General features: G+C 41.5%; 24 protein-coding genes, 1 tRNA gene and 1 pseudogene. 16 read left to right on the top strand and 10 right to left on the bottom strand.

From position 1 onward, the window contains the following. From D0T84_RS10070 to D0T84_RS10115, 10 genes and pseudogenes are all read left to right on the top strand, one after another. The gene (locus tag D0T84_RS10070) at positions 1-1,908 is read left to right on the top strand and encodes a GxGYxYP domain-containing protein (protein WP_163307754.1); all 1,908 of its coding nucleotides are present in this window, start codon (positions 1-3) and stop codon (positions 1,906-1,908) included. A gap of 161 nt (positions 1,909-2,069) precedes the next feature. Further along, the gene (locus D0T84_RS10075; protein ID WP_163307755.1) at positions 2,070-3,806 is read left to right on the top strand and encodes a GxGYxYP domain-containing protein; all 1,737 of its coding nucleotides are present in this window, start codon (positions 2,070-2,072) and stop codon (positions 3,804-3,806) included. 29 nt (positions 3,807-3,835) lie between these two features. Then, complete coding sequence (locus tag D0T84_RS10080; protein WP_163307756.1) at positions 3,836-6,694, top strand: glycosyl hydrolase-related protein; 2,859 nt, start codon at positions 3,836-3,838, stop codon at positions 6,692-6,694. Between the two features lie 3 nt (positions 6,695-6,697). Beyond that, the gene (locus tag D0T84_RS10085; protein ID WP_163307757.1) at positions 6,698-7,168 is read left to right on the top strand and encodes a glycoside hydrolase domain-containing protein; all 471 of its coding nucleotides are present in this window, start codon (positions 6,698-6,700) and stop codon (positions 7,166-7,168) included. Beyond that, positions 7,158-8,309, top strand: coding sequence for a sugar MFS transporter (locus tag D0T84_RS10090; protein WP_163307758.1), 1,152 nt, complete (start codon positions 7,158-7,160; stop codon positions 8,307-8,309). Before D0T84_RS10085 ends, D0T84_RS10090 begins: the two co-directional genes overlap by 11 nt. A 12-nt stretch (positions 8,310-8,321) precedes the next feature. After that, positions 8,322-9,404, top strand: a complete 1,083-nt coding sequence (locus tag D0T84_RS10095) for a uroporphyrinogen decarboxylase family protein (RefSeq protein WP_163307759.1) — start codon at positions 8,322-8,324, stop codon at positions 9,402-9,404. After that, on the top strand, positions 9,391-9,810 hold the full coding sequence (locus tag D0T84_RS10100; protein WP_255495300.1) for a hypothetical protein: 420 nt from the start codon (positions 9,391-9,393) through the stop codon (positions 9,808-9,810). Before D0T84_RS10095 ends, D0T84_RS10100 begins: the two co-directional genes overlap by 14 nt. A gap of 30 nt (positions 9,811-9,840) precedes the next feature. Further along, positions 9,841-10,461, top strand: a pseudogene (locus tag D0T84_RS10105) (corrinoid protein); the annotation flags it as partial. A 12-nt stretch (positions 10,462-10,473) separates the two neighbouring features. Beyond that, complete coding sequence (locus D0T84_RS10110) at positions 10,474-11,484, top strand: uroporphyrinogen decarboxylase family protein (protein WP_163307761.1); 1,011 nt, start codon at positions 10,474-10,476, stop codon at positions 11,482-11,484. Beyond that, positions 11,481-12,170 carry a vitamin B12 dependent-methionine synthase activation domain-containing protein gene (locus D0T84_RS10115; RefSeq protein WP_163307762.1) on the top strand — a complete coding sequence of 230 codons (690 nt, stop codon included), beginning with the start codon at positions 11,481-11,483 and terminating at the stop codon, positions 12,168-12,170. The genes D0T84_RS10110 and D0T84_RS10115 overlap by 4 nt, the downstream gene beginning before the upstream one ends. Before the next feature lie 136 nt (positions 12,171-12,306). On the opposite strand, the gene D0T84_RS10120 is transcribed toward D0T84_RS10115, so the two are convergent. After that, on the bottom strand, positions 12,307-12,915 hold the full coding sequence (locus tag D0T84_RS10120) for a hypothetical protein (RefSeq protein ID WP_163307763.1): 609 nt from the start codon (positions 12,913-12,915) through the stop codon (positions 12,307-12,309). Between the two features lie 478 nt (positions 12,916-13,393). Here D0T84_RS10120 and D0T84_RS10125 point away from each other — a divergent pair, with 478 nt between their 5' ends. Beyond that, positions 13,394-14,686, top strand: a complete 1,293-nt coding sequence (locus tag D0T84_RS10125; RefSeq protein ID WP_163307764.1) for a site-specific integrase — start codon at positions 13,394-13,396, stop codon at positions 14,684-14,686. A 284-nt stretch (positions 14,687-14,970) separates the two neighbouring features. Here the strand turns inward: D0T84_RS10125 and D0T84_RS10130 are convergent, their stop codons facing one another. Beyond that, entirely contained in the window at positions 14,971-15,870 is a 900-nt protein-coding gene (locus tag D0T84_RS10130; protein ID WP_163307765.1) for a helix-turn-helix transcriptional regulator, read from the bottom strand. A 1,154-nt stretch (positions 15,871-17,024) separates the two neighbouring features. Between D0T84_RS10130 and D0T84_RS10135 the strand changes: the two genes are divergently transcribed. The 3 genes from D0T84_RS10135 (at position 17,025) to D0T84_RS10145 (ending at position 21,511) form a co-directional block, all read left to right on the top strand. After that, positions 17,025-18,464, top strand: coding sequence for an FISUMP domain-containing protein (locus tag D0T84_RS10135; protein WP_163307766.1), 1,440 nt, complete (start codon positions 17,025-17,027; stop codon positions 18,462-18,464). A gap of 60 nt (positions 18,465-18,524) precedes the next feature. Next, a complete protein-coding gene (locus tag D0T84_RS10140) occupies positions 18,525-19,886 on the top strand; it encodes an FISUMP domain-containing protein (protein WP_163307767.1) in 1,362 nt (453 codons plus the stop codon). Positions 19,887-20,071: 185 nt separating this feature from the next. Then, positions 20,072-21,511, top strand: coding sequence for an FISUMP domain-containing protein (locus tag D0T84_RS10145; RefSeq protein ID WP_163307768.1), 1,440 nt, complete (start codon positions 20,072-20,074; stop codon positions 21,509-21,511). 435 nt (positions 21,512-21,946) lie between these two features. On the opposite strand, the gene D0T84_RS10150 is transcribed toward D0T84_RS10145, so the two are convergent. From D0T84_RS10150 to D0T84_RS10165, 5 genes are all read right to left on the bottom strand, one after another. After that, positions 21,947-22,240, bottom strand: a complete 294-nt coding sequence (locus D0T84_RS10150; RefSeq protein WP_370525486.1) for a winged helix-turn-helix transcriptional regulator — start codon at positions 22,238-22,240, stop codon at positions 21,947-21,949. Next, positions 22,167-22,565 carry a hypothetical protein gene (locus D0T84_RS23285; RefSeq protein WP_370525487.1) on the bottom strand — a complete coding sequence of 133 codons (399 nt, stop codon included), beginning with the start codon at positions 22,563-22,565 and terminating at the stop codon, positions 22,167-22,169. Before D0T84_RS23285 ends, D0T84_RS10150 begins: the two co-directional genes overlap by 74 nt. Positions 22,566-23,051: 486 nt before the next feature. Next, positions 23,052-23,441 carry a DUF5053 domain-containing protein gene (locus D0T84_RS10155; protein WP_163307770.1) on the bottom strand — a complete coding sequence of 130 codons (390 nt, stop codon included), beginning with the start codon at positions 23,439-23,441 and terminating at the stop codon, positions 23,052-23,054. Between the two features lie 45 nt (positions 23,442-23,486). After that, on the bottom strand, positions 23,487-23,651 hold the full coding sequence (locus D0T84_RS10160) for a hypothetical protein (RefSeq protein ID WP_163307771.1): 165 nt from the start codon (positions 23,649-23,651) through the stop codon (positions 23,487-23,489). 145 nt (positions 23,652-23,796) lie between these two features. Then, positions 23,797-24,033: a hypothetical protein gene (locus D0T84_RS10165; RefSeq protein ID WP_163307772.1), complete on the bottom strand. Its 237-nt coding sequence runs from the start codon at positions 24,031-24,033 to the stop codon at positions 23,797-23,799. A 44-nt stretch (positions 24,034-24,077) separates the two neighbouring features. Here D0T84_RS10165 and D0T84_RS10170 point away from each other — a divergent pair, with 44 nt between their 5' ends. Beyond that, the gene (locus D0T84_RS10170) at positions 24,078-24,224 is read left to right on the top strand and encodes a hypothetical protein (RefSeq protein WP_163307773.1); all 147 of its coding nucleotides are present in this window, start codon (positions 24,078-24,080) and stop codon (positions 24,222-24,224) included. A gap of 14 nt (positions 24,225-24,238) precedes the next feature. Further along, on the top strand, positions 24,239-24,490 hold the full coding sequence (locus D0T84_RS10175) for a hypothetical protein (protein WP_163307774.1): 252 nt from the start codon (positions 24,239-24,241) through the stop codon (positions 24,488-24,490). Positions 24,491-24,507: 17 nt separating this feature from the next. On the opposite strand, the gene D0T84_RS10180 is transcribed toward D0T84_RS10175, so the two are convergent. From D0T84_RS10180 to D0T84_RS22560, 3 genes are all read right to left on the bottom strand, one after another. Beyond that, positions 24,508-24,581, bottom strand: a tRNA-Arg gene (locus D0T84_RS10180). Between the two features lie 150 nt (positions 24,582-24,731). Further along, positions 24,732-25,751: a phenylalanine--tRNA ligase subunit alpha gene (pheS, locus tag D0T84_RS10185; protein ID WP_163307775.1), complete on the bottom strand. Its 1,020-nt coding sequence runs from the start codon at positions 25,749-25,751 to the stop codon at positions 24,732-24,734. 235 nt (positions 25,752-25,986) lie between these two features. Then, on the bottom strand, positions 25,987-26,171 hold a 185-nt coding region (locus D0T84_RS22560; protein WP_221413129.1), incomplete at its 5' end, for a hypothetical protein.

The following is a 26,171-nucleotide window of genomic DNA, read 5'->3' on the forward strand; positions in this document are numbered from 1 at the left end:
ATGCGTAAATTAATATATATTCTATCAGCCTTATGTTTCTTGCTTGCCGGTTGCGACAGGAAATATGATTCTCCACTGGATGACGGGCGGGTAAATTCGGGCAAAGACGATCCGAAACCAAAGTATTATCTCAATCAATATGACCCGATCAGCGATCAGGGGCAATACTGGCATCCCGATATGATGAAAAAAATGCCGACGATGCACTATGAATTATATGCTACTTCTTTAGGCAACCGGAACGAAACAGATATTCCGGGCGGGGATATCAATGCCGGATCAGGTTTCGGATTGCAATATCATTTACTGTGTCAATCGCTAAATGGAATAAATGATATAGCAGTCTCTAACGGAAGTGTATATTGCGGAATGTGGATGGATGCAGCTAACACCGTTACAGCATACAAAGACGCCCGCAGATATCTGGGTATGGCTGGGCCAAGCTTTATTGTATGGGCCGGCAATATGCTTACCAATCCGGGATTTCTACCACTTGATGGCGGAGTAATGGACGCATTGGGACGAAATTATGTATTGACAGACGTGAGAAACAATCCGGAAAGCAGCAATGTAGCTATAGTGGCTGCACATGTACATAAAGCCATCATAGTAGATGATAGGGATAAAGCATTTTTCGATACGAATGGCTTCCAGATGGTATATGATGCCCGAACCAAGACTACAGCAGACTCTTGGCGCGAATTTAAGGATAAATGTAATAACAGGGCTTTAGCCGTTATACCAGCCCAAACAGGAGAATTAGCCGACTTTGCCATCGCGAACGGATTATTTGTCATAAATCTGAACAAGCAATATGGTACAAGTAGCAAGGGACAGAATACAGAACTCTTTAAAGAAGTACTGGCATGGTTGCAACCAAACTCTCCTGTATATGGCTGGGAACCAGGCGTTGGAGAAGATGAATTTGTAAACCTTGTTTCAAAAAGTGGTAATATGATGGTTGCCATTCACGAATTCAACCTGCCGTATTTTTCTTACAACTATAAAGAAAGGCAGCAACCATTACTCGCTCATGTCGTCAATCCACAAGATATTGATTTTGAAAAAGATAAAAAATTTGTTTCGTTCTACCTATCCGATGGTCCACATGCAGGCTGGATGATGAATGGTTTTGTAGAGAACTACTACAATGATCCGAATGTAGACAAAGTAAAAATGAGCTTTGGGGTTACCGCATCTAATATTAGTATGATAGATCCACTTTCCTTCGAACGGATTATAAACCAACAAAGTAAAAAGTCTACTCTGATGGAAAGTTTTGGCGGCGGATATTATTATTCCGATGATTTTGGCACAACAGCCAACCGGAAAGAATTGCTTGAGGGACTAGCTAAGAAAGTAGCAGACCATATGCGCCAGCACCGCATCAAGGTATTAGAGCAAATAGCGCACGATCCTAAATCTGCTGCATCGATGGAAGCATACCAGGCATTTGTGGATGCTAACGATCAGCTGGAGGGAATAATAGCTATCCAGTACGCCCCTTCTTATGCCGAAGCTGGCGGCGAAATACTTTGGGTGACAAATAAGGAAGGGTATAAAATCCCAATCATCACAGTCTGTTATTCTATCTGGAACATGGGAGCTCAGAATAGACAAAGAGATGGCACACCAACCTTTGTTGCAAATCGTCTTAATCAATCCGATTCTAAATTTTCCAGTGTGATTATTCATGCATGGAGCGATTTCACCGACACCGGACAATCTACAGATGAAATAGCAGAAAATGCAGCCGGGGGAGGAATACGGGGTGCTGCCGCAGCAGAAATGTGCGTCCGCCGGTTGAGTGAAGATTACCAAGTGGTTAATCTTCAGGAGTTAATATGGAGAGTAAGAATGCATTACGAACCCGAACAAACAAATAAATATTTAAGTGAATATTACTAAAAGATAAGAGGTTATACAGGAAGATTTGTCATATTGAACGGAGTGAATTACTGGTTTAATAAAAGGTTGGCGATTTATCATGATAAAGTTTCTCACTTCGTTCATAATGACAAACATAACTAATAGCCTCATCTTAATGCCCATCAAAAAAATAAGTAAAGATGAAAATACCTAAAATTATTATAGTTATAGCTTTAGTCTTGTTGCCTAATATATTGGCTGCCTGGGAGTACGATGGAAGATATGGCTGGCCGGAACAAAAAGCTCCCAAAAAACTTATTCATTGCAAACCTGCGAGTAATGTTGCCGAAGCAATGTTACTGGAATCTTTATCTGGACTGGCCGCACAAGCTGTAAACGAAGGCAAATTTGATGAAATGGTCTGGATAGATATCGACAATCTATCATATAAATATATCTATGATAATTCTATAAAAACGTTACAGATAAAATCAGTGACCAATATGGATATATGGGGACTGCTGGATTACCTGAAAAAGAAAAAAGTAATAAAAGGATATGTTCTATACAAATTGGATAAACAACGGCCAAATGCTTACAGTTCATATCCCGATATCGATTATTCGTCTAATGTAGCTACAGTATATGCATCTCTGCTAAAAGGAGTATTGATAGACGAAAGCCTTGCAGATGAAGCAAAAAAGCACGGACTGAAACAGCTCAAAGACGCCCGCTATGAAAACCCGATAGAATGCTTCAACAAGAACAAGAATAAACTGAATAATTCATCAGCGCTGAGTATTCCCCCTACCGTGACCAATCTTCGTGATTATGCTATAGCGCATAAACTGATGCTATATGCCGACAAAAAGGAAATTATCAATCCTGTACTGGAATGGGTAAAACCTCTCTCTCCTATACTGGGATGGGGATGTGGCGACGAATACGACTTTACGAGCCTGATTGCTGAATGGGGACATTACAATTCTGCTACTAACTGGTGCTGGAATTTGCCTTTCATCACTTCTGTTGGAGAAAAGGCTCCGCTGAAAAAGGCTAATGAAATAAGCCCGAACCAGATTAACTATAATGACAAATCTTCTTTCCATACATTCGTAATGAGTGATGGGGATAATATGCAGTGGACAATGGGTAAATTCCTCGAAACACCACTGTATCTGGGTAATCAAAACAGAGATAAGGTAGGCTTGACATGGACGCTATGCCCCATCAATCTGTCTGTTGTTTCTCCGTTTACATGGAATTCCATAGCAGAAGTTCAGACACATAAATTCAGCTATCTGGAATATGGCGGAGGTTATCAGTATCCGGATTTGTTCGCATCGAAAAGGCCGAACAGACTGGAACTGGTACGGGAATTTGCCAAACGAATCAATTACCATCTGAAAAAACTGGATATAAAGATATTCGGATTCATCTGTCGTGATGTTTCGGGACAGGATGCCCAAGATGCTTTTCAGATATACGCCGAAGAAATGGAAGACATAACAGGAATGCTGGCCGTCCAGTATTTCCCATACGAACTGGATGGAGAAATTTATTGGAAAAAGAATAGAAGAGGAATCGACATTCCGGTCGTTACATCTCGTTACAGTATTTGGGATGAAGTCAACAAACATCGTCCTCGAGCCGGAACGCCAGAGTTTATTGCATCACTTATCAATAGGGATGTGACAGCCGCAAAAGAAAATAAAGAAAAAAGCGAAAACAGCCTGTCATGGACAATAGTACATGCATGGTCTAATTTTTCGAAATCGAGTAAAGTAGTAGAAAAACCAGCTGTAGGCTTCAATCCGGTAGAAACTGCTAGCAAGATGTTGATCGATGATATCAAAACAGTTTCGGCCAATGAGCTCTTGTGGCGCATCAGGATGAAATACAGGACTGAACAAACAAGAGCATTGCTTGATAAATAACTGAAAACTAAATATAAAACAGATATATTATGAACTGGAAATTTATTATAGTATTGATGTTATTGGCATCAGCCGGACTAAAATCCCAACAAAGTTCTTTTACCATAAAGAATGTTGAGCCGATACAGTATGAAAAACGAGACGGGTCTCTAAAAATTCTGTCATATATAAAATCAGACCAGATAAAAGCATTAAAGATATTACTCGACAGGAAAGAGATCAAAGCTACCTCGACCTCATCTGCAGACAGTGTTCTGGTATGGCTTCCGCTTATCGGAGATACAAATGTGCTGGAATTTCTTGACATTAAAGGAAAACCTATTAATAAGCAGGTCGTTTCAGCTATGATACCAAAAGACTGGGGATATTTTCAGAACGGGACGATACATATCATTCAATCATCTCATCAGGACATTGCATGGATGAATACACCGGAATATTGCCGTGAGGAGCGTATTGAAGACATTATTATACCAGCTTTGGATATAATGAAAGAAGACGACAAATTTACCTTCGAGATGGAACAGACATTAAATCTGATGGAATTCCTCGAAAAATACCCGAACCGCAAAAGTGAAATTATGCAACGCTACAAAGAAGGACGTTTTATATGGGGTGCAACATACAATCAACCATATGAAGGATTGTCCACAGGCGAACAACTGATCAGGCAGGTATATTACGGACGAAAATGGATACGTGAGAATCTTCCTGGATGTGATGATTTTACAGCCAATAATATAGATGTTCCGGGGCGTTCGTTACAGGTTCCTCAGATCTTCGCAAAAAGCGGCATAAAATATTTCTTTATCAGCCGTATGGGCGAAGGCTTTTATGACTGGTATAGTCCCGACGGATCAAAAATATTTACTTATACGCCGGGAAACTACGGGTGGGCTACACTGATATGGAAATTCTTTGATGATGGTGCAGTTCATGCTTTCAATCGTTTACATCATCGTTCTGCATTGTGGAGTAATTATTACAAAAAGCATAATATCCCGCCTCACTATGCCGTATTGATGAGTTGTGATGCTACCAAGCCTGTAAATTTCCGGACAGTGATCGATGAATGGAATAATATATCAGCATTGTCGGAGATACCATTGCCTAAACTTAAAAACTCCACATCAGAAGAGTTTTTCCACACTATCAATAACGGTAGCGCTTCTTTTGAAAAAATCTCAGGAGAACGCCCCGACCTGTGGCTCTATATTCATGGTCCGGCACATTATCAGGCAACAGCCCACAAAAGGGAAGCGGGCGTTTTACTTCCTGCGGCAGAAACATTTACCACGTTTAATTCCATCCTGAATAATACTGTAAGCAGTTATCCGCGGACAAGTTTCGACAGGGCATGGATGGCGTCTATCTATCCCGATCATGGGTTGGGCGGCAAAAACGGAGATATCACAGACAAAATATTCGAAGACAGCCTGGCTATTAGTCGCAATATGGGAGAACAACTGTTAAATAATGCTTTGACTTCCATCGCCTCGAAGGTAAAAGCAAATCAGAATGATATTGTAGTTTTTAATGACCTTACATGGAACCGTAGCGATATAGCTTATTATGAGTTGGATAAATCGTTAGGGAGCAATGTAGTAATAAATGATGAAAAAGGAAAAGCTGTTCCTTCTCAGATTGTCATCAAAGATGGGGAAACGATGATTGCATTCCAGGCCAGTGATATTCCATCGATAGGTTATAAAACATATTCCATTTCGGAAGGAAAGGCCACAACTCAGTTGCCTGCGGGAGTAGATCAACTTTCTAATTATTATGAGAATAAATATTATAAAATACTTCTTGGGAATGGAGGAATTGAATCTTTATATGATAAAGAATTGCAAAAAGAACTGCTGGAAACTTCAAAGTTTAAGGGAGGTGATATTCTGGATGGAGGATATACCGGACATGGAGCAGGTGAGTTTACGCAAATAAAAGGCCTGACTGCCGGAGACCTAACTCCGCTAAGCAGTAAATCTACAATATGGGCACAGACCGCATCAGGTCCTTTATTCAGTGAATACAAAAATGAGCAGCAAACAACAAATGCCAAAGTAGTTCAGACAATCCGGATATATCATGAATATAAAAAAATAGACTTTGACATATCTCTTGTTGATTTCAATGGAGCTCATAACCGTCAATATCGCATAGCCTTTCCTCTGAAGATGGAAGATAGGAAGATCAATTATGAAGTACCCATGGCGGTAATGGAAGTAGGAACAGACGATCTGAAAAAGATACCCCGCGGCTGGGGCTGGGAAGGTACATATACAAACCTACCAGAAGAATCGCATCCCCGCGAAATACAGAATTTCATGTCTGCCAACGGAAACGGTTTCGGATTCACTATGTCTTCGTGTGTAGCTGTAGGCGATTATATCGACCCATCGCGCGAACAGGCAGATTATCCTGTATTACAAGGCATTTTGCTTTCATCACATAAAAGTTGTCATGGCGAAGGGAATTGGTATTCTCAGCCGGGGACGCATCATTATAGCTTCTCTGTATCGTCACACAACGAAGGTTGGGAAAACGGCTATCAGTTTGGTATAGCAGCCAATCATCCGTTACGAGTAGTCAAAAAAGAAAACAAAGGAGGGATATTGGACAAAAAGGACAGTTTCCTTACTGTCTCCGATCCGTTTGTTGCACTAAGCCTTATCAAAAAGGCTGATAATGACGATCATATTATCATCCGCCTTACCGAAATGAAAGGACGCGACACTAATGTACAGATCACATTACCAAGGGAAGTGAAAAAGGTGGTAAGGACAAATCTTATAGAAGATGAAACAGGATTAGTAAATACATCGGGAAAGACCATAACTCTTCCCATGGGTAAAAAGTCTATCGAAACATTCAAGCTAATATTTTAGAAGATGAGAGTCAGACACACCATATTGATAATAAGTATTGTTAATCTTCTATTCTCACGCTCCAATGATAATCGTGGAAAGGTTGATCTTTCTAAGTGGGTGAATCCTTTTGTCGGAACGTTGCATGAGGGATATTGCTTTCCAGGGGCAACAGTTCCGTTGGGGAATCCCAATAATCCTATGGAGGCAAATAAATATCTGCCGCGCTGGGGGCTATGGGGAAAGGAGACAAATACAATGATAGGTAATCATACTGCGATCGATTTGCCTAATGGAAAGCTGTTCAGAATAAAAGCAGATAATCTTTCAACAGGAAACTACATTGTTTCCGAAGTCTGGTTAAAAGGTAAACAGCTGAACCGTTTGTATATCACCCATGATGAAATAATGAAAGGTGGTGACCTACGATTTGTAATGAAAGCTGATAAAGAAAATATATTAGGAATTTTAAAATCTGGATTTAATGGAAACTAAATCGCAATATTCTGTAATAAAACTGCTTCCTGTGCTATTCAGCTTTTTTGTAATGGGATTCGTAGATGTGGTCGGTATATCGGTCAGCTATGTCAAAAAAGATTTTACTCTGAATGATACAACTGCCAACCTATTACCTATGCTTGTTTTCCTATGGTTTGCCGTTTGTTCGTTGCCTGTGGGGATTATGATGAGACGTATCGGACGTAAAAAGACTGTGCTGATAAGTGCTATAATAACAGCCGCAGGTATGTTGATACCACTACTCAATTATTCTTTCCCTATTATACTGACTGCTTTTGCATTATTAGGCATTGGAAATACAATATTGCAGGTATCACTCAATCCGCTGGTAACAAATGTCTCACGCGCCGATAAGCTAACGAGTATGCTTACCTTGGGACAGTTTATAAAAGCTATATCATCGGCACTAGGACCTGTATTGGTCGGATTTGCAGCCGCCAGTCTGGGTAACTGGCAATATATATTCCCTATCTATGCTGTAGTTACAGCTCTATCATTTGTTTGGTTAGTATTTACTCCCATTCATGAAGAGAAAATTGCGGAGACGAACAACAAACGATCTATATTAAACCTGTTCAAGGATAAGTATTTGCTGATCCTGTTTACAGCTATCCTGCTTAGTGTAGGATTCGAAGTCGGGCTAATGACAGCCGTTCCAAAATATTTTCAGGAGAGTTATGCGCTATCCCTCGAAACAGGGGGGTATGCCTGTACTCTTTATTTTATAGCCCGTACGATAGGTACATTCGGAGGAGCTGTTTTATTAAGCAGACTGCCTGTAAAAAGATTCTTCATAGTTTCGCTTGTGATTGGTATTGGTAGTTTCCTTGCTTTTCTCATAGCGAGTAATACTACAATGCTTTATATAAGCTTGTTTACCATCGGACTAGGCTGTGCTAATATATTCCCTGTAATTTTTTCCACAGCATTGCAATATAAAAAGGAATATACTGATGAAATATCTGCTATGATGATTATGGGAGTATCTGGCGGAGCATTAATTCCCCCACTGATGGGTATCCTAGCTGATGCCTCAACCCAGCAAATAAGTTTGATTATTCCATTATGCGCCCTCATATACATCTTATTTGTGGCCATATATATCATAAAGAAATAAACAACAAACACTATGAAAGAAATGAATTCATTAGAAAGATGTTTAGCCGTTCTTAACGGAGAAGTGCCCGATTATCTTCCTATAATCCCACAAAGCTTCATGTTTGCAATAGAAACCGCCGGCATGCAAATAAAAGATGTGAACTGGAATGGGGCTAAGATGGCGGAAGCACATATCATCTCACAGGAAAAATATGGCTATGACGGTTGTGTCATAGACTTTGATGATGCTACTATTGCCGAAGCAATAGGTGCAAAAGTTATATTCCGTGACGATGAGCCGGCTATTGTAAACGAAGAAGAACCAGTATTAAAGAATCTGCGGGATATCTACGATCTGGAATTGCCGGACCCTGATAAATCAGGCCGTTTGAATATCTGGCTCGAAGCAACCACCAGATTGACGGAAGCTATCGGAGACCATGTATTTGTCATGGGACGTGCCGATCAGGGTCCCTTCAGTATTGCCTGCCTGCTGCGGGGTACTACCCGCTTTATGATGGATCTGTATACAGAAGATGAACTGGTGATCCACGATGTAATAGATTATTGCTGCAAAGCGAGCGCCATATTTGCGAAAGCTCAGAAGGATGCCGGCGCACATGCAACTTCAATTGGAGATGCACTGGCAGGGCCTAATCTTATTTCTCCGGATATGTACAGGCAATTTGCTTATGAACCGGAAAAAAAACTGATAAAGGAAGTACAGGACTATGGTATCCCAATGTCTCTGCATATTTGTGGCGACACAAATAAAATAATTGAAGATATGGGACATACCGGAGCCCAAATAATAGAAATAGACTGGAAACTTGATCTTGCATATGCCCGGAAGGTACTGCCCGAGTCTACTGTACTGATGGGGAATGTAAATCCAAGTGATCCGTTGGTATTCGGTACTCCCGATGATATCGATCTGGCTGTAAGAAAAGTGATGGACGCAACAAAAGGAAAAGGCTTGTTTATCAGTTCGGGATGTGCCTTGGGGCGCAATACACCTTCTGTTAATCTGTCTGCATTTATTGCAGCCGGACGTAAATATGGATCGTATGAAGAAGTAATAAAACTAAGAAACCAGGCTCATGAAACTGATTGAAGAATATATACATGAAGAAATTGGCTACAATCCTTTCTTTATAAGAGATGGATGGCAAGTTGCAAAGCTGAATCCGCTTCGCGGACACGGACCAGATGAGATAGACAGGATAGAAGTGCATAAGAGTACAGACGAGGTTTTTATACTTATACATGGAACAGCAGTACTGATTGCTGCCAATATACAGCAAGACGATATAATCAGTTTTCATAATATTCTGATGAAACCAGGGATTGTTTATAATTTACCTGAAGGGGTGTGGCATAATATCGCCATGAAGAAAGGTGCTGAACTCATTATTGTAGAAAAAGACAATACTCATTTAAATGACTGTGAGTATAGAAATCTTAGCCTTTCGCAACAATCGGAATTGAAAGAGCAAATAAAAGATATTTTAAATAGCTAAAACTAATATAAAATGGCAAATCTGGATTTATTATATGAAGCTATCCTGAAAGGAAAGCAAAATGATGCCGTTGCTATTACTGAAGCAGCAATAGCAGAGAACATTCTGCCCAAAACACTTATCGAAGATTATATGATCAAAGCGATGGAGGAAGTTGGCGACCGTTTTGAAAAACAAGAAGCTTTTGTTCCCGAGCTATTAATGGCAGGCAGGGCTATGAAATCTTCACTAAATCTGCTACAACCGATACTCAAACAAAGTGGAGCTTCCGCCACAATAGGGAAAGTAATAATAGGTACAGTAAAAGGAGACTTGCATGATATAGGAAAGAACCTCGTTGCATCTATGTTTGAAGGATGTGGATTTGAAGTTATAGACGTTGGTATAGACGTAGATTCCGGTAAGTTTATAGATGCAATAAAAGAGCATAATGCAGATATATTAGGACTGAGTGCCTTGCTGACTACTACTATGCCATATATGAAAACAGTGATCGATGATCTGGAAAAAGCCGGATTACGGGATAAGGTTAAAGTAATGGTGGGAGGAGCTCCTGTAAGCGAAAATTTTGCGATGGAAATAGGAGCTGACGGATTTAGTGATAGCGCTAATTCGGCAATAACAAAAGCGAAAGAATTATTAGGGATATAATAATATACGCAGATGAAAAACATAGATATGCAAATCTGGATTAGCGGTATTATAAACGACTCGAAGAGAACTGCAATACCAATTATGACACATCCGGGAATAGAATTGATAAATGCAAAAGTATCGGAAGTTGTCAGCGATGGAAAAGTTCACTTCGAGGCGATAAAAGCGCTGGATGAAAGATACCCCTCGGCAGCATACACTACTATAATGGACCTGACTGTAGAAGCCGAAGCTTTTGGGGCTACAGTTGTTATTCCCGAAGATGAAATACCAACTGTCACAGGAAGATTGCTATCGTCTTATGAGGATGTTGCCAGTCTGCACATTCCCGGTTTATCAGCCGGACGTATACCAGCATATATACTTGCAAACAAATTAGCTGCAGACAATCTTGACAAGCCTGTATTTGGAGGTATTATAGGCCCTTTTTCTTTGGCGGGCAGATTATATGACATGTCGGAAATAATGATAGCTTGCTATTGTGAACCTGATACTGCGAAACTACTATTAGACAAATGCACTTCTTTCCTTATCGATTACTGTAAGGAGATAAAGAAACAGGGTGTACAAGGTGTTATCATTGCAGAACCAGCCGCAGGACTACTTTCGGGGGAAGGATGCAGTGAGTTTTCTTCCTTCTATGTAAAACAGATTGTAGACGAAGTTCAGAATAGTGAATTCATTGTCGTCTTGCATAATTGCGGAAACACAGGACATTGCACACCAGCTATGATAGAAACCGGTGCCAAGGGATTTCACTTCGGGAATAAAATAAATATGGTGGATGCCGCAAAAGAATGCCCTGCCGGAACTTTAGCTATGGGCAATCTCGACCCTGTTACATTATTTAAATCAGCTACTGTTGCCGAAATAAAGAAAGCAACATTCGATCTGCTAAATGCTACAGGCGATTATCCTAACTTCATTTTATCTTCGGGGTGCGATGTGCCGCCACATACTCCACACGAAAATATCGAAGCATTCTATGAAGCTTTATCCGAATTTAATCGAAACAGATGATACAATCGCTAAATTATTATAACGTGCGCATAAACAGTGTATTTCTGGACGAAAACGAATTATATATACTGATGGGGTATGGCATCCATACTCCTCCGGTGTATATATTAGACATCGTAGATGAAATGTTTACAGAAATCTGTAATTTCTGCAATCCGCGTTGTAGTTATCTGATTTGCAAAGGAGGACGCTATGAAAAAGATAAAGTGAAAATAAAAGATACAATTTTCAATACAGGTGCTATTATTGCATCTGCCATGAAAGAAGCCGAACAGATTGCTATATTTACAGCCACATTGGGTATAGAATTTGACAGCTGGCTGAATAAGATTAATCGTGAAGGTGACATTGTAAAAGAATTTGTCGCCAACTCTCTTGGTTCTATTCTTGCAGAAGGAGTAGTAACCAACCTAATGAACGAAATTGAGCAAGAAATGCTGCCGTTGAATTTGAAAATCAGCAATAATTATAGTCCGGGTTATTGCGACTGGTCATTGGGTGAACAAAGTAAGTTATTCTCTATCCTACCCTCAAATATATCAGGAATACAGCTTACCGATTCATGTATGATGCTGCCTATAAAATCAGTAAATGGAATTATCGCTATAGGAAAAGATGTGAAAAAAAGGGCTTATAAATGTGATGTATGTAATATGAAGAATTGTATAAAGAATATAAACAAATGATACTATGGTTTAGATTAAAGAGCCTGCTTCCAATTTCAGTATAGGAACTAAGATTATTGACCATTCCTGCCTCTCATATTAAGAATAAGGTGGATAATAGAGAATCATTCTCCATTATATTCTTTCGGTGAAACACTTAACAGTTACTGATAACTTGTAAACTTTTTCCTTTCAGCAACGCTTTCAGTATATTCTTTCGTGAAGTTTTTAACGAAGGAGGGAGTTGCGCAGGCTCTATCATATCCAATGCCACACGGTATTCCTGCAAAAGTTCGGGAATCATCCTGCACATTTCGTAAGCCAATTTCATACAAAGGGTGGTAGTACCAGGAGCTTCTTTCATTGCAATCATTTCTTCCAGACAATAATCGAGAAAGTCTACACGGGGCGGATTTGCTAACGGTTGCCTGTAAAGCAGATGAAGCAGCAATCTTAGATGGGTAGGATGTTTGGTAACCAACAGCTTGTCTATCATTTCGTCTTGCTTTTGGTATAACCACTTATTCTCATACAGCGAGAAATGTGTCATTATCCACAAAGCATTCCCCACAACAGTATCATCTTCATCGAAAATAAGGTTGTATAGCTGTTGTTTCCCTTTATTACTACTCTGGATCAGATAGGTAATTTCATGAATTTCGTCCATCCCGATGCGTCCGGATAGTTTCTTTACCAGCCTTACCGGGATTTTATGATTAATCGCCTTCTTTTCGAACTCGAATATTATTCTTACCTTTTCATCCATGATAAGCAAAATGTTAAAATAATTGCAATGCCATTTCAGCGCAAACTTTCGCGTCGGCCCGAGCATTATGATGATTCTTTAATATAAAAGCCACAATCTTCGGCTACGGTATGTAATTGAAGCTTGGGCAAATATTTCGATTGCCTCATTGATTCGGCGAATATACAAAATTTAAACAGAGTGCCCATCTTGACTTTTTATTTTTATACACATTTGTCATGCTGACGACGGGAAGTATCTCATCTCTAAAGAGATATTAACCTCTGCTTCACCCTGCCTATTTGCAATAGGCTAACACCGAACGCTGTTTCACTTTATTATCAAACCAGCAAAGTCAAGATGACTTCAGGCACTAAACAGTTTCTAAAAAATCATATATATTTTATTTATTTCTTTTATAAATTTTCCAGAGTCGTTATATTTGTTTTTTGAGAGTAGGAATCAATTCATCAAACTAATCACAAAGAAGAAAACAACTATGTCTAGTCTGACCTTTTACCTTCGGGCATCGAGCCGTGGAAGTACCTTCCCCGGCCGCTTATGCCTGCGCCTGGTACATCGGCGCAAAAGTAAAACCATTGGCAGTCCATATTGTCTGTATCCGGACGAATGGAATGCATCCTTACAATCAGTAACAGGCAGTAGCGATGCTGCCCGCCTCCAGGTTTTGGAGGACACCTCTCTGTATATCCGGCAAACACAGGAGTTGTTTGGGCAGATAAATGAAAAACTGTCCGGGCAGGCATATTACACCATCCAGGAAATAGCCAGCCTGCTCTGTCCTCCCAGATATAATAAAGACAGTCTGGTAGATTATGCCCGCCGCCTTTCGCTCCAACTGGCTGCCTCGGGGCGTGAGCGTACCGCCCGTGCCTACCGTTCGTCCATGAAGAGGCTATTGGGTTTTATCGGCAAGCGCGACATCCGTTTTGCAGATATTACTCCCGTTCTAATCAAAGCCTTTGAAGACCACCTGAAGGTTTCAGGCAAAACCCCAAACACCATTTCCTTCTATATGCGCAACTTGCGTGCAATCTTCAACAAGGCTGTAGAAGAGAAGCTGGTTTCGGGGCATAAGAAGCCCTTCAGCGGCGTTTTTACAGGTTTTCACAAGACGGCCAAAAGGGCGCTGGATACTACCCAGATGAAAAACTTGCTGGAACTGCCTTATTACCGCTATCTGGCACAAGGGATTTCTCCCAGTACCTCTCAGGAAGCGAAGCTATACACAGCCTGGCGATATTTTACCTTCTGTTTCCATGCCCGGGGTATGTGCTTCGTAGATATGGCATACCTGCGCAAAGACAACATCAGGGATGGAGTCATCCGCTACTACCGCAAGAAGACGGGAAGCCTGATAGAAGTCAAACTCACTCCCTTCTTACGGTCTATACTGGATAGCTTTCGCAGCGAAGTAAGCAGTTCGCCTTACTCGTTTCCTGTAATCAAGACATCCGGCTCTGGAGATCGCCTGCAATATGAAACAGGGCTACGCGCACAAAACCGTCGCCTGAAAGAGCTGGCTCATAGGGCAGGCATTACCATGAAGTTGTCGACCCATGTTTCACGCCATAGCTGGGCTTCGATAGCCAAAAGTGAAAACCTGCCCCTGTGGGTCATAAGCGAAGGCTTGGGGCATAGCAATGAGAAGACGACGTACACCTATCTGGCCAGCCTGGAACGTTCGCGCCTGGATATGGCCAACGAGATGATATATGCCGCCGTTCGATCACGTGCCAGCCCTGTCTTAAATGTTAAAAAAATGATGTAGTCTGTGAAAGATTTACTGTTTATATATTGTTTATTATAAATGTTTTATATCGGAATTCAACAACTTGAAGCTTGGAACTGAGAAATTCTCGAAAATGTTAAAGTGTTGATTAATAACAGGCTGTATTCGATATTTTTTCTACTTTTGTATCTGAATGGTTCAACTTAAAAAAAAGTCCGTCACTTTCTAAGTGACAGATAGCAGTAGAAAAACAGTCCTATTTTGTTGCCCACAAATTTACATTATTTTTCCCTTACAAGGGGGTATTCATTTAAATCTAAATTTTATCCATTTACGCCATTATTATTTTTTTTTCTAATTTGCCCAGGAGTTTGCCCAAAATTCTGCCTTATGAATTTAATAAATGCCGGATGTGAACTAAATCCAAACTCTGTACTTATTTGCTTGAGACTCAAATCACTCGTTTTGATGCTGTGATAGGCTTCCTCTGCTTTTTGCCGGCGCATCCATGCATAGGGAGCACATTGGAATACTTTCCGGAATTTTTTCTCAAATCCGGAAACCGTATACCCCATGGCCTGTGCCAAGCCGGCCAGGTTGGTGTACCGGGTATAATTGCTCATGACAAATTGTGAGAAGTAGGTATCAGTAGTCAGTGCCGGAGCAAAAAAGCGTGCCAGCTGCTCTTTGGGATAGAATGCCCGCAGGATAAACATCAGTTCGCGCACCTTACCCTCATTGTAGTAACGGCATTTAAGCCCTGCTCTGTGGCACAGGGTAAGCATCTCCAGGTAGCGTTTCATTACCGGTTTCGCCTCTAGCAGGTAAGGAGAGGCTTGTGCGCCAGCCTTTGTGTACAGCTCTCTACTCTTGTTGTTATGCAGGTTATCAATAGCTTTCAGGTTTTCCAGCCCGAAGCAATCACAAAACTGTATCTTATCATACAGGCGTATGACAGCTATGTGCGTGTCTTTTGCAATATTACACGACAGGCTCCTGTTGGCCGGAAGAAAAAGTATCTGCCCCATGCGCACAGGGTAATAGTCGGCCAGGGCGGTAGAGCATCGCATCTCTCCCTCCAATACAAAAATCAGTTTATGAACCCAAGGCTGCACCTGAAAGCTATCTCCCTGCTTGTGGGAAATCATTTCTATGGCCGGACGTTGCCGGTTGTCGTAATTAGGGCAGTCCAGGTGTTCACTGGCATATAATAATTCAGCCATATTTGTTACTGTTTAATGCTTGTTTATTAGTCATATACGCTTTCATATCCGGAATGTTTGACAAATGTTTGACAAAACCGAGATGGAAAAAACAAGAAATATTCGCTGTTAAGGCTATGCAATTTGTTGATAAACAGGACTGTTTTCCCTACAGCGACTTCTTGTAGGCAAGTTGCCTGTTTGACAAATGTTGTACAAATATTTCCTATATCTCTTTTGCATCTCTTTATCCCCGTTGTAATCAGGAGGTTTCGGGCACTCATTTCATCTGTCTGTCACTTAGAAAGTGACGGATAGAAAAAGCAAGATAAAGACTGATAAAAAGAATGAAGATAAAACTGTTTGTCAAAAAAGGATTACACGATATAGAAAAGCTGCCGGCGGAGGCTTTCGCCCACTGCCGCAGCATTGGTATACGCGAGGCCGGCAACAGTACGGCCAGAGTAGAAGATATGAAACTTCCGGGGAGGGAAAACATATTATTGTCTTGTTTGTCTTTTTCAATAATGTTGTCTTATTTGTCTTCATTAAGCCGCCTGCCGCTCGAGAGAGTAGTAAGACGGTGCCTCCCCGTAAACATTACCCCTTTTTCCTTTCCTTCCGGAGGTAGGAAAAGGATATGCCGGCCGCAAGGCAAGGCACAGGGGGCTCCAACCTTCGCACTTCAATTATATACTTTCAAGCCTGTCCGGGGCAAAACTATTCCCCGGGCAGTTGCTTTTTGCGGTAATCAACGGATAAAGGATAATGCCGGAGAATGGGGTCTCTGGGACTTATCAGCTATTACATGTTATTTTATACTTTGCAGACACACTTTGAAGCAGCATGTCCGAATATACACCCTATTCTCGGTTTTTGATTCCTCTGCGGACAGCTGCTTCTTTATATCAGCGGTAAATGCTGGAAATAAGGTATTTGTGTCGGGCTATAATCGCCCGGTTGTTTTCATGGCCACAGCCGCTTGGGAGAAGTCGCTGTGGCTCTTTTTACCCCTCACGCCCTATGTTGGCGACAGTAGGAGCAGTATAGGATACAAACAGTTGCAAATATATCAATTTTTTTTACAACATATTAATTATTTACCTTTCCATCTCTTCAGTCTCATCCCCAAAAGGGAAGTCTGGGAGGGGGTGGCTTAAAATTTTATTTTTTCTATGAAATCAACCTGCACAAAACCAAGCAAACGAAGGCTATGGCCAATGCTGCTTTTTTTTATGTTACTAACCAGTCCCCTAATAAGGGCTCAGGTAACTATCGGAGATATTACAGAGCCCGAAGAGTTTTCGGCTCTGGAGCTTATCTCCAATAAAGATAAAGGCTTGCGCCTGCCGCATTTGTCGTCTCTGAAAAGAGCAGATCTCGAAGGTTCAGATGCCTTTATACGAAGAAAGACGGATGAAGCCAAAGGCCTCACCATCTTTAACACAACAACCAACTGTGTGGAAACATGGAATGGCGCACAGTGGATAAGTATGTGTGGGACTCCTGTTGTGGATGCTGCTGCTACGGTAACCAGTTGCATCGACTATATGTTTACCTATCAAACCATGAACCTGAATGCCGGACATGCAACAGAAACCCCATCTTCGTATCAGTGGGTGGTAGACGGCCAAACGATAACGGGAGCCACTGCTGCTACTTATAACTATACTCCACCGGCCAACATTGCCCTCGAAGAAGACGACTTGGGCAACTTTAAGAAAACCGTAAAGATCACCTGCCAGATGATAGTTGACGGTAGAACAGTACAAGCTGTCGGCTACGATGTACTGGTAGTGAAAGCTACCAAAGGCACATTGTCGCCTATTTATGTATGGGGGCATAAAAACGGTGTAGTCGAAGCGCCATCGGTAAAAATGGCTTTTGCCCATGTCAACCTCGGTGCTGAAAATGATACCGACCCGTGTAATTGCCTGGGAGACCTTTACCAGTGGGGACGCAAAAGGGACGGCAATGGTATTATTACCGGACATTTCAGGCGTAACCTCACCGATACGGATGTATGGCCGAATGGCACAGCGACTACTATCTATACTATTGCCCAGGCAACCGAATTGGATGCTGCCGGACAGGTATTATCTTCTGTTACTAACAAATACGGCAAGTTTATCAAGAGCCTATCTGCATCGCCTGCCAATTACGACTGGCGCAATTCTCGTAAAAATGACCTTTGGGGGAATGGCCTACACGCTTATAATCCTACCTGGACACATTCTGCCAATAATCCATGTCCTACAGGTTGGAAGGTCCCGAGCCAGAAACAGTGGAGTGCTATCTATCAGGGTGGTACAAACTTCGGAAAACCCAGCTCTTCGACTTCCAGTACGTGGACAGCGCAGGGAGGATTCAAGACAGGCAGTACCAGTGGTTACAAGGTCGCTGACGCCCTTTATCTGCCCGCCGCCGGCTACCGCTCCAGCGGTACCGGCTCGCTGAGCCTCGTTGGCAACAAAGGCTACTACTGGAGTAGTACAAGAAGTAGCGATTACACCAACTACTCGTTCAACCTGATCTTCACCAGTAGCCTTGTCGGCCCGGGTAGCGACACCTGGCGCGCGTACGGTTGTTCGGTGCGTTGTGTTGCAGACAATTAATCAATCTTAAAACAGGGTATGCCCTGGTATACCCTATACAACTAAAACTAAATTTCGGATATGAACAAAAATATATTACAATATTGCCTGTTTGCATTTCTATCGATGGCGACGCTCACTGCCCGTGCGCAGGTAACCATAGGGGGCAATACCCCACCGCATGATTTCTCCATACTGGAGATACTGTCGAACAAAAAAAGAGGGCTGCGCCTGCCGCAACTCTCAACCGGCGAGAGACTGGAACTTGAAGGAACGGAAGCCTTTAAACAGACAAAAACAGATAAGGCCAGAGGACTTACCATCTTCAATACTACTAACTTCTGTGTGGAAACATGGAACGGCGAAAAGTGGATAAGAGTGTGTGCGAAAATGTTTAACCCAATTTATAATGTCGATTCGGGAACAACAAGGCTAAATAGCTCCGGTGCATTTGTGAACGGAACGGGCGATACCAAAAACCGTGGAACGGATGTAGACCATAGCAGTATGTCTGCCGGGGTATTTCGTTATGCGAGGGGGCTAGGAAAGAGCTACGACGGATTGGACTATACCCACGTCAGCGGTGTGAAGGTGACCATCCCGGCTACAACATTGGCCACCGGAAGCGGCGAACTGCCCGTAAGTGTAGAAGGTACAGTTTCGTCTGCCTATGCCGGAAAAGCATTCGACATACCGATAACTGTAACCATAGATGAAGTAGAACACCAACTCTATGTGCGGGTAACTACCGGTTGTGGAGCATACACCAGCGAAGAAAAAACAATACCATCGCCGGACGGAGACCCATCCTGGCTGCAATTCCAGTGCTTCAATCTGGGAACCGACCAGTCTCTCGACCCATTTACGCCTAATGAGACCTTGCATGGCGATTTGTACCAATGGGGACGCCTTGCCGACGGGCATGAGAAACGCTCTAGCGGGGTTACCGACATTCTGGCTACCAATATTGCCGCTACGGTTCCTGCCACTGTGGTGGGCAAATTCATTTATAACGGGTATTCTCCATTCGACTGGCTTTACGGTGGCGGAAATGAAGCCCGATGGGGCAATGGTACACAGGATGAAACCGCGTCTAGGGGGATTAACGACCCCTGCCCTGACGGATGGAAAGTACCCACCCAGAAACAATGGCAATCTATCTATAAAGCATCCGGAAATGGAACTCCCGATGCCGCGACCGCCAATACGTGGACATGGACAGACAAGGGTTACAAAGTGGGTAATGCTCTGTATTTACCTGTCGGCGGTATGCGCCATTACCATTCAGGAGAGCTGGATGACGTTGATACTTTTGGGAAATATTGGAGCAGTACGGTTAGCGGAATTAACGCGTATGGTTTGTCCTTCTGGAGTTCGGACATAGCTCCTGGCAATATACATCATCGCGTAATCGCTCACTCAATTCGTTGCGTAGCAGATTAATGAGCGGCCCAAGGGGGTAGCGCTGTAAAGTTTTGAACCAAATAATACTTTAAGAGAACAAAACATGATACTGAGATTCACAAAGAAACCACGAGAAAGACTGAGAGAAAAAAACTCTGTGAACCTCAATGTTTACACAGTGTTTCTCAATGTAATAAAGCATAATAATCAGATATTTAGATAATATGAAAAAAATATTAATATCAATTATATTACTTCTTGCGGTAGGGCTCACTGCCCGTGCGCAGGTAAGCATAGGGGGAAATACCCCTCCGCAGAATTTTTCTGTACTGGAGATATTCTCGAACGACAAGGGAGGCTTGCGCCTGCCGCAACTCACTGCCACACAGCGTCAGGAACTCGAAGATTCGGATAAATTTCAAGAAAACAAGACAGGAACGGGACTGGGGCTTACCATCTTTAATATGACAAACAACTGTGTGGAAACATGGGATGGCGTACAGTGGATAAGTATGTGTGCTGATGCCACCCCACCTTTAAATCCCGATGACTATGAGACAGGCGAGGGTACTCTCACGGGAAAAACATGTTTCGATATTGCCGAAACGGGCGATAAAGTAACAGCCCGTAAAGCTGAAAAAACCAATTTCGCAATTCAAACAATAAGTGATAAAAAGAAAGACGCGACTTCGGTTTCCGATGCAAACTATACAATAGGCGACAATACCATTACCTATTCGGGTATAAAAGAATATGTATTTACCCCCGAAGGTACAGTAAGCAATGTACGCTTTGCCTTTATTGATCCCACAGGTATAATAGTGGCAAGCATAAGTGGAGGTATTAAGGGGACTGTAACCGCGCCTGGTACCGTAATAGCTACTGTAACCTACAAATCGGATTTAAACTCAAGCACCAGTATATTGCGAGGCTTAAGCCGCGGGCAAGCCAAAAAAGTAGATATCTATGCCATTTACAACGATAACGCCGATGGCACAGGTGAGGACAAAGCCATAAAACTGACCGCCTCGTTTCAAGACTGTGCATGCAGCGGAGCGGCTATCGATGGTGGCGTTTGGCTTACATTTATGTCGCACAATTTGGGCGCCGACCAAACACTCGATCCATTAACACCTGCCGCAGGCATCCACGGAGCAAAACACCGCTTCGGGGCTAAGCTTCCTTCTCTGACGATGGCAGAAGACCAAGCAAACAGCGGAGAAGTTACAGGCTGGAACAGCAAACCTGTGGAGACCACAACCAAAGCCGATTGGTCGGCCGCCAATAATCCCTGCCCCACCGGATGGCGCTTGCCTACCCATGACGAATGGGAGCAGGTGAAAAATACAAGCAACAACACACAAACCGTAATAGGTAGTGACTGGAAGGATGACCCTACCAACTACGATGTAGGCAGGAAAGTCGGCGACGCCCTGTTCCTTCCGGCTGCTGGCTACCGTGCTACCGGCAACGATTACGTTCCAGAAGGCAAGTTGTTAGATCGGGGCTGGAGCGGTTCCTACTGGAGTAGTACCAATATCCTAACGGATGGTCCTTTTGGTGGCGCCGGTCAATGTCACACCATTAGCTTCTTCAAATCTAGCTTGAACATGATCAGCGAAGTGCGTACTACTGGCCTCTCTGTGCGATGCGTTGCCCAATAAAAAAACGATCAAGATAGAGACACGGCACACCGCGTCTTCGTCCTTCGGGGTTGCAACCCCCGAAGGACTACTATCAGGATTTACAATCCGATAAAATAACCGGATGGCAGATAATGATAATAAAAGGAGAGTGTGTCAAAAAACTGTTATACAGTGGTTGTATCAGGGAAATGAAATGAGATTTATGCAGGTAAAATGCTAAAATCAACCGTATACATTGCTATACATGAATATTTGTATATGGATCGTTTGCGAGCATAAATTAGAAAATCAAAATCTGATATATAACCATGTTGTATATCAGGTATTTATTCTCAGTGCATGGTGCAAGTCTATCTAATAGATACTTGCATCTTGCACTGGGCTTTACATATCATTCGTAGACAAGCCCCTGTGTCTTTTCCGATAATGGAATTGATTTCATTTTGGGTATCGTTAAAGTACCAATTTCTCAAGTATTGGCCGATGTTTTTCTCCCCAATCATCCATACTGTCTATAATCGGCAATATGCTTTTTTCTAAATCAGTCAAATAGTATTCACTATGAGGAGGAAGCTCTGCAAATATCTTTTTCTCGATAATGCCATGTTCCTCCAGTTCTCTCAGGTTTTGATTTAGAACGCGTGAAACAGCATCGGGTATTTCGCGATGAAGCTCACTGGGACGTTTGGGAGAATCTCGCAGAGCATCTATCAGGCATGGTTTCCATTTTGAACCAATTATACTCATTACTATACGGATACCACACGATAAATCTAAGGGTAAGTTTATTACCATATGATTCAATTTGTTTGTCAAGCATTTGTTTATTATGCTTAAGCTCTTCCAGTTCAGATTCTTTCCCTTCTATTTCCATATCTTTGAAATGTACTTCCAGAAGTGCTTCATACTTTTCGAGTTCTATGCGTTTCGCCTGCTCTTTTTTTAGGTTCATCTGCATTTCTATCTCATCTTTTTCCATTTGTACTATTTCCATATCCCTAAGGACTGCTTTCTTTTTCATCACATACACACGTATCCCGATTATGATGATAGATACAAGTAATCCTATCACTCCTACATAGAGATATTAGTTCGTTTTTTGAACTCGCTCTCATTCCTTTCTTCCAGTACTAATACATATTCAATACCTAAACATGTATTCAACTCTAAACCTTCACTTGTAATTCTTCTTAATATAAACATATCTGTATGTATTTATATATTGGCTACTCTGTTAAAGGTTTTCGCCGTTCCCTACAGCAAAGTTTGTGCGAATTTTAGTGCGATGAAAGGACATAAAAAAGCCTGAATCATAATGATCCAGGCTAAATATTCGACCAACACTGACTTTATCAGGAATCCGGCTTACCATACAAGCTATACTTGTATGAGCTTCACACACCATCAGAGAGTCGATCTTTGCAGATTATCCTTAGTGTGTACCCTTGCGACAACGCTCTCCCGGCTTGTCAGTTATTATCGCTTGAGTTGTGTCGAATATGCTTTTGTTAAGCCCCGCACGGCTCTATGCAGGGCTTGAGTGTCAAATATAAGCTATTTACAAAGAAATGCTTACCGAGCCTATTTTTTTTGATAAATCATCCAGGGCATATTTCAATTTATCTATTTCATCCGGAGTGAATTTAGCCGGCTTTCCGTTTACCGTATTACCATTAATGCGCTGATATAGCCATGCATCCGTTTTATTGAAATATGTTTTGGCAATATAAACCAGCGACACGGCCGGAATTATATCCTGCAATTTTTGCCTCATAGCCAGTTCTGTAGCTTTTTCCGCTGTATCTTTGGCTGAATCTACCATTCCTTGAGCAAAGGCATCAGGATCCTTATCTATCAATTTCTGCATTTGTACCTCAATAGCTTCATGTTCTTTATCTGTAGATGCTTGGACAAATGCTTCTTTTAGTTTATTTATTTCATTTTTCATAAGATTTCTGTTTTTTATCCCCTCTTTGTATAAGAGGGGATTTTGTTAATGACCAATTTCTTTTAGTTTTTCCGTTATTATCTCTATCTGTTCATCGAAGTATTCTTTCAACTTTTCAGACCTGTTAGATACTTCCTTGTAGTAAGAGAGAAGGAATATAAGCTCTTTTTTGAGATGCTTTTTCTCTTTTTTCAGTTCTCGGTTCAACATGTTAAATAGCTCTTTATATTTGACTATACAAATATAATAATGTTTTCATTATTATTCAAGTTTTCAGATGTTTTTCTACTTTTTTTTCATAAAAAGAAAGCCCCGGATTATCACAACCCAGGGCGATTCCTCAAAAAAATGTTTCCTAATTCCAATTTGTTTTAATAATTCTGCCAATTTGTCCAACTTTGACATTTTCAAAAGGATCATTGTGCTTTGTCTTCTGTTTTTCAAATTGTTTGCATATTCGTTGAACCCTCTCTGATTGTTCATCAATGGCTTTCCGTTGCATATCAAGCCCTAAATCTATCAAATCACGGTAATCAAGTCTATTTTCAAGACATGCCTGTTCTATCTGCTTCAGTAGAAGTTTACCTCTCATAGCGAACCTCCTTCCTTCACTTGGAATGTTGCTTCTATTCCGTTATGGCTGAATGTGTACTGAATATTGTTTTCAGAAAGTTGTTCGGTGCAGAGGATAGTACCGATCCCTGCAACTGCATGGGCGATTTGTATCAATGGGGGCGTATAGATGACGGACACGAAAAACGCACCAGCGGAATAATGACATAGCTCACGGGACTGATTTGGATACAAACGGTCAGGTAGCTTCAACTAGTGATAAATTCGGGAAGTTTATTGCTACAGTTGTCAATTGGCGCGACCCTTCGTTAAATACGCTGTGGGGTGATGGTACGGACAGATATATACAAAAAAGAACCGATAATGACCCCTGTCCTCCGGGTTGGAAAGTTCCCAGCCAAAAACAATGGGGATCCGAAAATCGGCTGAGCCACCGTAAATTCCACCAAACAAAAGAGGCTTACAATTTCTTGTAAACCTCTTATCCTCAGCGTGACTCTGACAGGATTCAAACCTGTAACCTTCTGATCCGTAGTCAGATGCTCTATTCAGTTGAGCTACAGAGCCATTTTTTTCTTAAATGCGAATGCAAAGGTAAAATAGTTTTATATATAATGCAAATATATCGCTAAGTATTTTTTACTTAAAAGTGTTTATTTAAGCCACGCAAAAGCTATTTTACTGTCTTCAAGACTATTAGTTAAACAGGAGAAATACTTAATACGCACTCTCAAACTGATCTAAGAAACGTTTATCATTCTCGGAGAACATACGTAAGTCCTTTACCCTATATTTCAGGTTCGTTATGCGTTCCACACCCATACCCAGTGCATAACCTGTATAAACCTTACTGTCGATACCACAATTATCCAATACGTTAGGGTCAACCATACCACAACCCAGAATCTCTACCCAGCCTGTATGTTTACAGAAAGGACAGCCCTTACCTCCACAGATATTGCAGGATATGTCCATTTCGGCACTAGGTTCTGTAAACGGGAAATAGGAAGGGCGTAAACGTATCTTCGTATCTGATCCAAACAATTCTTTCGCTACGAACAAAAGCGCTTGTTTCAAATCGGCAAATGATACATTCTTATCTATATATAAAGCTTCGACCTGATGGAAGAAACAATGTGCACGGTATGATATTGCCTCGTTACGATATACACGTCCCGGACAGATAATACGTATTGGCGGTTGCTGCTTTTCCATTACACGGGTTTGCACCGACGATGTATGTGTACGCAGTACGATTTCCGGATTGCGCGCGATGAAAAACGTGTCCTGCATATCCCGTGCCGGATGGTCTTCGGCAAAATTAAGCGAAGAAAAAACATGCCAGTCATCTTCTATTTCAGGACCTTCGGCAATAGAAAAGCCTAAACGGCGGAATATATCACAAATCTCTTTTTTTACGATTGACAAAGGGTGGCGCGTACCAAGTTCAATAGGGGCAGCCGTACGAGTGAGGTCTATCGCCTCATCCGAAGTTTGCGAATTTTCCAATGATTCCTTCAATTGATTAATTCGTTCCTGAGCCTTCTCTTTCAACTCATTAAGCTTCATGCCTACCTCACGTTTCTGTTCAGCAGCCACATTGCGGAAGTCGTTCATCAAAGCTGACACTTCACCCTTTTTACTTAAATATTTAATGCGTAACGCCTCTATTTCATCTGCTTTAGAGGCTTTCACACCCTCTATTTCCGCCAACAGTTTGTTTATTTTATCAATCATAAACCTTAATAATGAATTATACTTTATAAGTTTTTGCTTTGGAATACAAAAATACACTTTTCTTTTTATTATTAGCCACTTTATTATTGAAGCATATCAGACTTTTATCAACCAAAGCAGGTTATAGTTAGTTATTACCATTTCATGAATTTAATAAGAAAGTGACAGTTTGTAAAAATATACATCGCTCATAATCAATCTGTAACTGATAAAAAGTGACAAAGGTGACACCTTTTTAATTGTTTTTCATTGTTACCTTTTTACTACTGCTTACAAAAATGCCTCTTATAATAAGATAATTAAAAAAAATAAAATAACAGGATTTTGCATAATCCGGAGCATCCCCACCCAGTAATCCGGTTCTAAATCCATTAGAAATCGGTTCTAAAAATCTGCCATTCCGGCAGATATCCACCCAAA

The sequence above is a fragment of the Dysgonomonas sp. 521 genome (assembly GCF_010501055.1).
In the GTDB taxonomy this organism is placed as follows: domain Bacteria; phylum Bacteroidota; class Bacteroidia; order Bacteroidales; family Dysgonomonadaceae; genus Dysgonomonas.

Excerpts from the sequence above, each read along its gene's own strand:
- D0T84_RS10070 (WP_163307754.1), top strand. The coding sequence starts at position 1 with ATGCGTAAATTAATATATATTCTATCAGCCTTATGTTTCTTGCTTGCC.
- D0T84_RS10075 (WP_163307755.1), top strand. The coding sequence starts at position 2,070 with ATGAAAATACCTAAAATTATTATAGTTATAGCTTTAGTCTTGTTGCCT.
- D0T84_RS10080 (WP_163307756.1), top strand. The coding sequence starts at position 3,836 with ATGAACTGGAAATTTATTATAGTATTGATGTTATTGGCATCAGCCGGA.
- D0T84_RS10085 (WP_163307757.1), top strand. The coding sequence starts at position 6,698 with ATGAGAGTCAGACACACCATATTGATAATAAGTATTGTTAATCTTCTA.
- D0T84_RS10090 (WP_163307758.1), top strand. The coding sequence starts at position 7,158 with ATGGAAACTAAATCGCAATATTCTGTAATAAAACTGCTTCCTGTGCTA.
- D0T84_RS10095 (WP_163307759.1), top strand. The coding sequence starts at position 8,322 with ATGAAAGAAATGAATTCATTAGAAAGATGTTTAGCCGTTCTTAACGGA.
- D0T84_RS10100 (WP_255495300.1), top strand. The coding sequence starts at position 9,391 with ATGAAACTGATTGAAGAATATATACATGAAGAAATTGGCTACAATCCT.
- D0T84_RS10110 (WP_163307761.1), top strand. The coding sequence starts at position 10,474 with ATGAAAAACATAGATATGCAAATCTGGATTAGCGGTATTATAAACGAC.
- D0T84_RS10115 (WP_163307762.1), top strand. The coding sequence starts at position 11,481 with ATGATACAATCGCTAAATTATTATAACGTGCGCATAAACAGTGTATTT.
- D0T84_RS10120 (WP_163307763.1), bottom strand. The coding sequence starts at position 12,915 with ATGGATGAAAAGGTAAGAATAATATTCGAGTTCGAAAAGAAGGCGATT.
- D0T84_RS10125 (WP_163307764.1), top strand. The coding sequence starts at position 13,394 with ATGTCTAGTCTGACCTTTTACCTTCGGGCATCGAGCCGTGGAAGTACC.
- D0T84_RS10130 (WP_163307765.1), bottom strand. The coding sequence starts at position 15,870 with ATGGCTGAATTATTATATGCCAGTGAACACCTGGACTGCCCTAATTAC.
- D0T84_RS10135 (WP_163307766.1), top strand. The coding sequence starts at position 17,025 with ATGAAATCAACCTGCACAAAACCAAGCAAACGAAGGCTATGGCCAATG.
- D0T84_RS10140 (WP_163307767.1), top strand. The coding sequence starts at position 18,525 with ATGAACAAAAATATATTACAATATTGCCTGTTTGCATTTCTATCGATG.
- D0T84_RS10145 (WP_163307768.1), top strand. The coding sequence starts at position 20,072 with ATGAAAAAAATATTAATATCAATTATATTACTTCTTGCGGTAGGGCTC.
- D0T84_RS10150 (WP_370525486.1), bottom strand. The coding sequence starts at position 22,240 with ATGAGTATAATTGGTTCAAAATGGAAACCATGCCTGATAGATGCTCTG.
- D0T84_RS10155 (WP_163307770.1), bottom strand. The coding sequence starts at position 23,441 with ATGAAAAATGAAATAAATAAACTAAAAGAAGCATTTGTCCAAGCATCT.
- D0T84_RS10160 (WP_163307771.1), bottom strand. The coding sequence starts at position 23,651 with ATGTTGAACCGAGAACTGAAAAAAGAGAAAAAGCATCTCAAAAAAGAG.
- D0T84_RS10165 (WP_163307772.1), bottom strand. The coding sequence starts at position 24,033 with ATGAGAGGTAAACTTCTACTGAAGCAGATAGAACAGGCATGTCTTGAA.
- D0T84_RS10170 (WP_163307773.1), top strand. The coding sequence starts at position 24,078 with ATGGCTGAATGTGTACTGAATATTGTTTTCAGAAAGTTGTTCGGTGCA.
- pheS (WP_163307775.1), bottom strand. The coding sequence starts at position 25,751 with ATGATTGATAAAATAAACAAACTGTTGGCGGAAATAGAGGGTGTGAAA.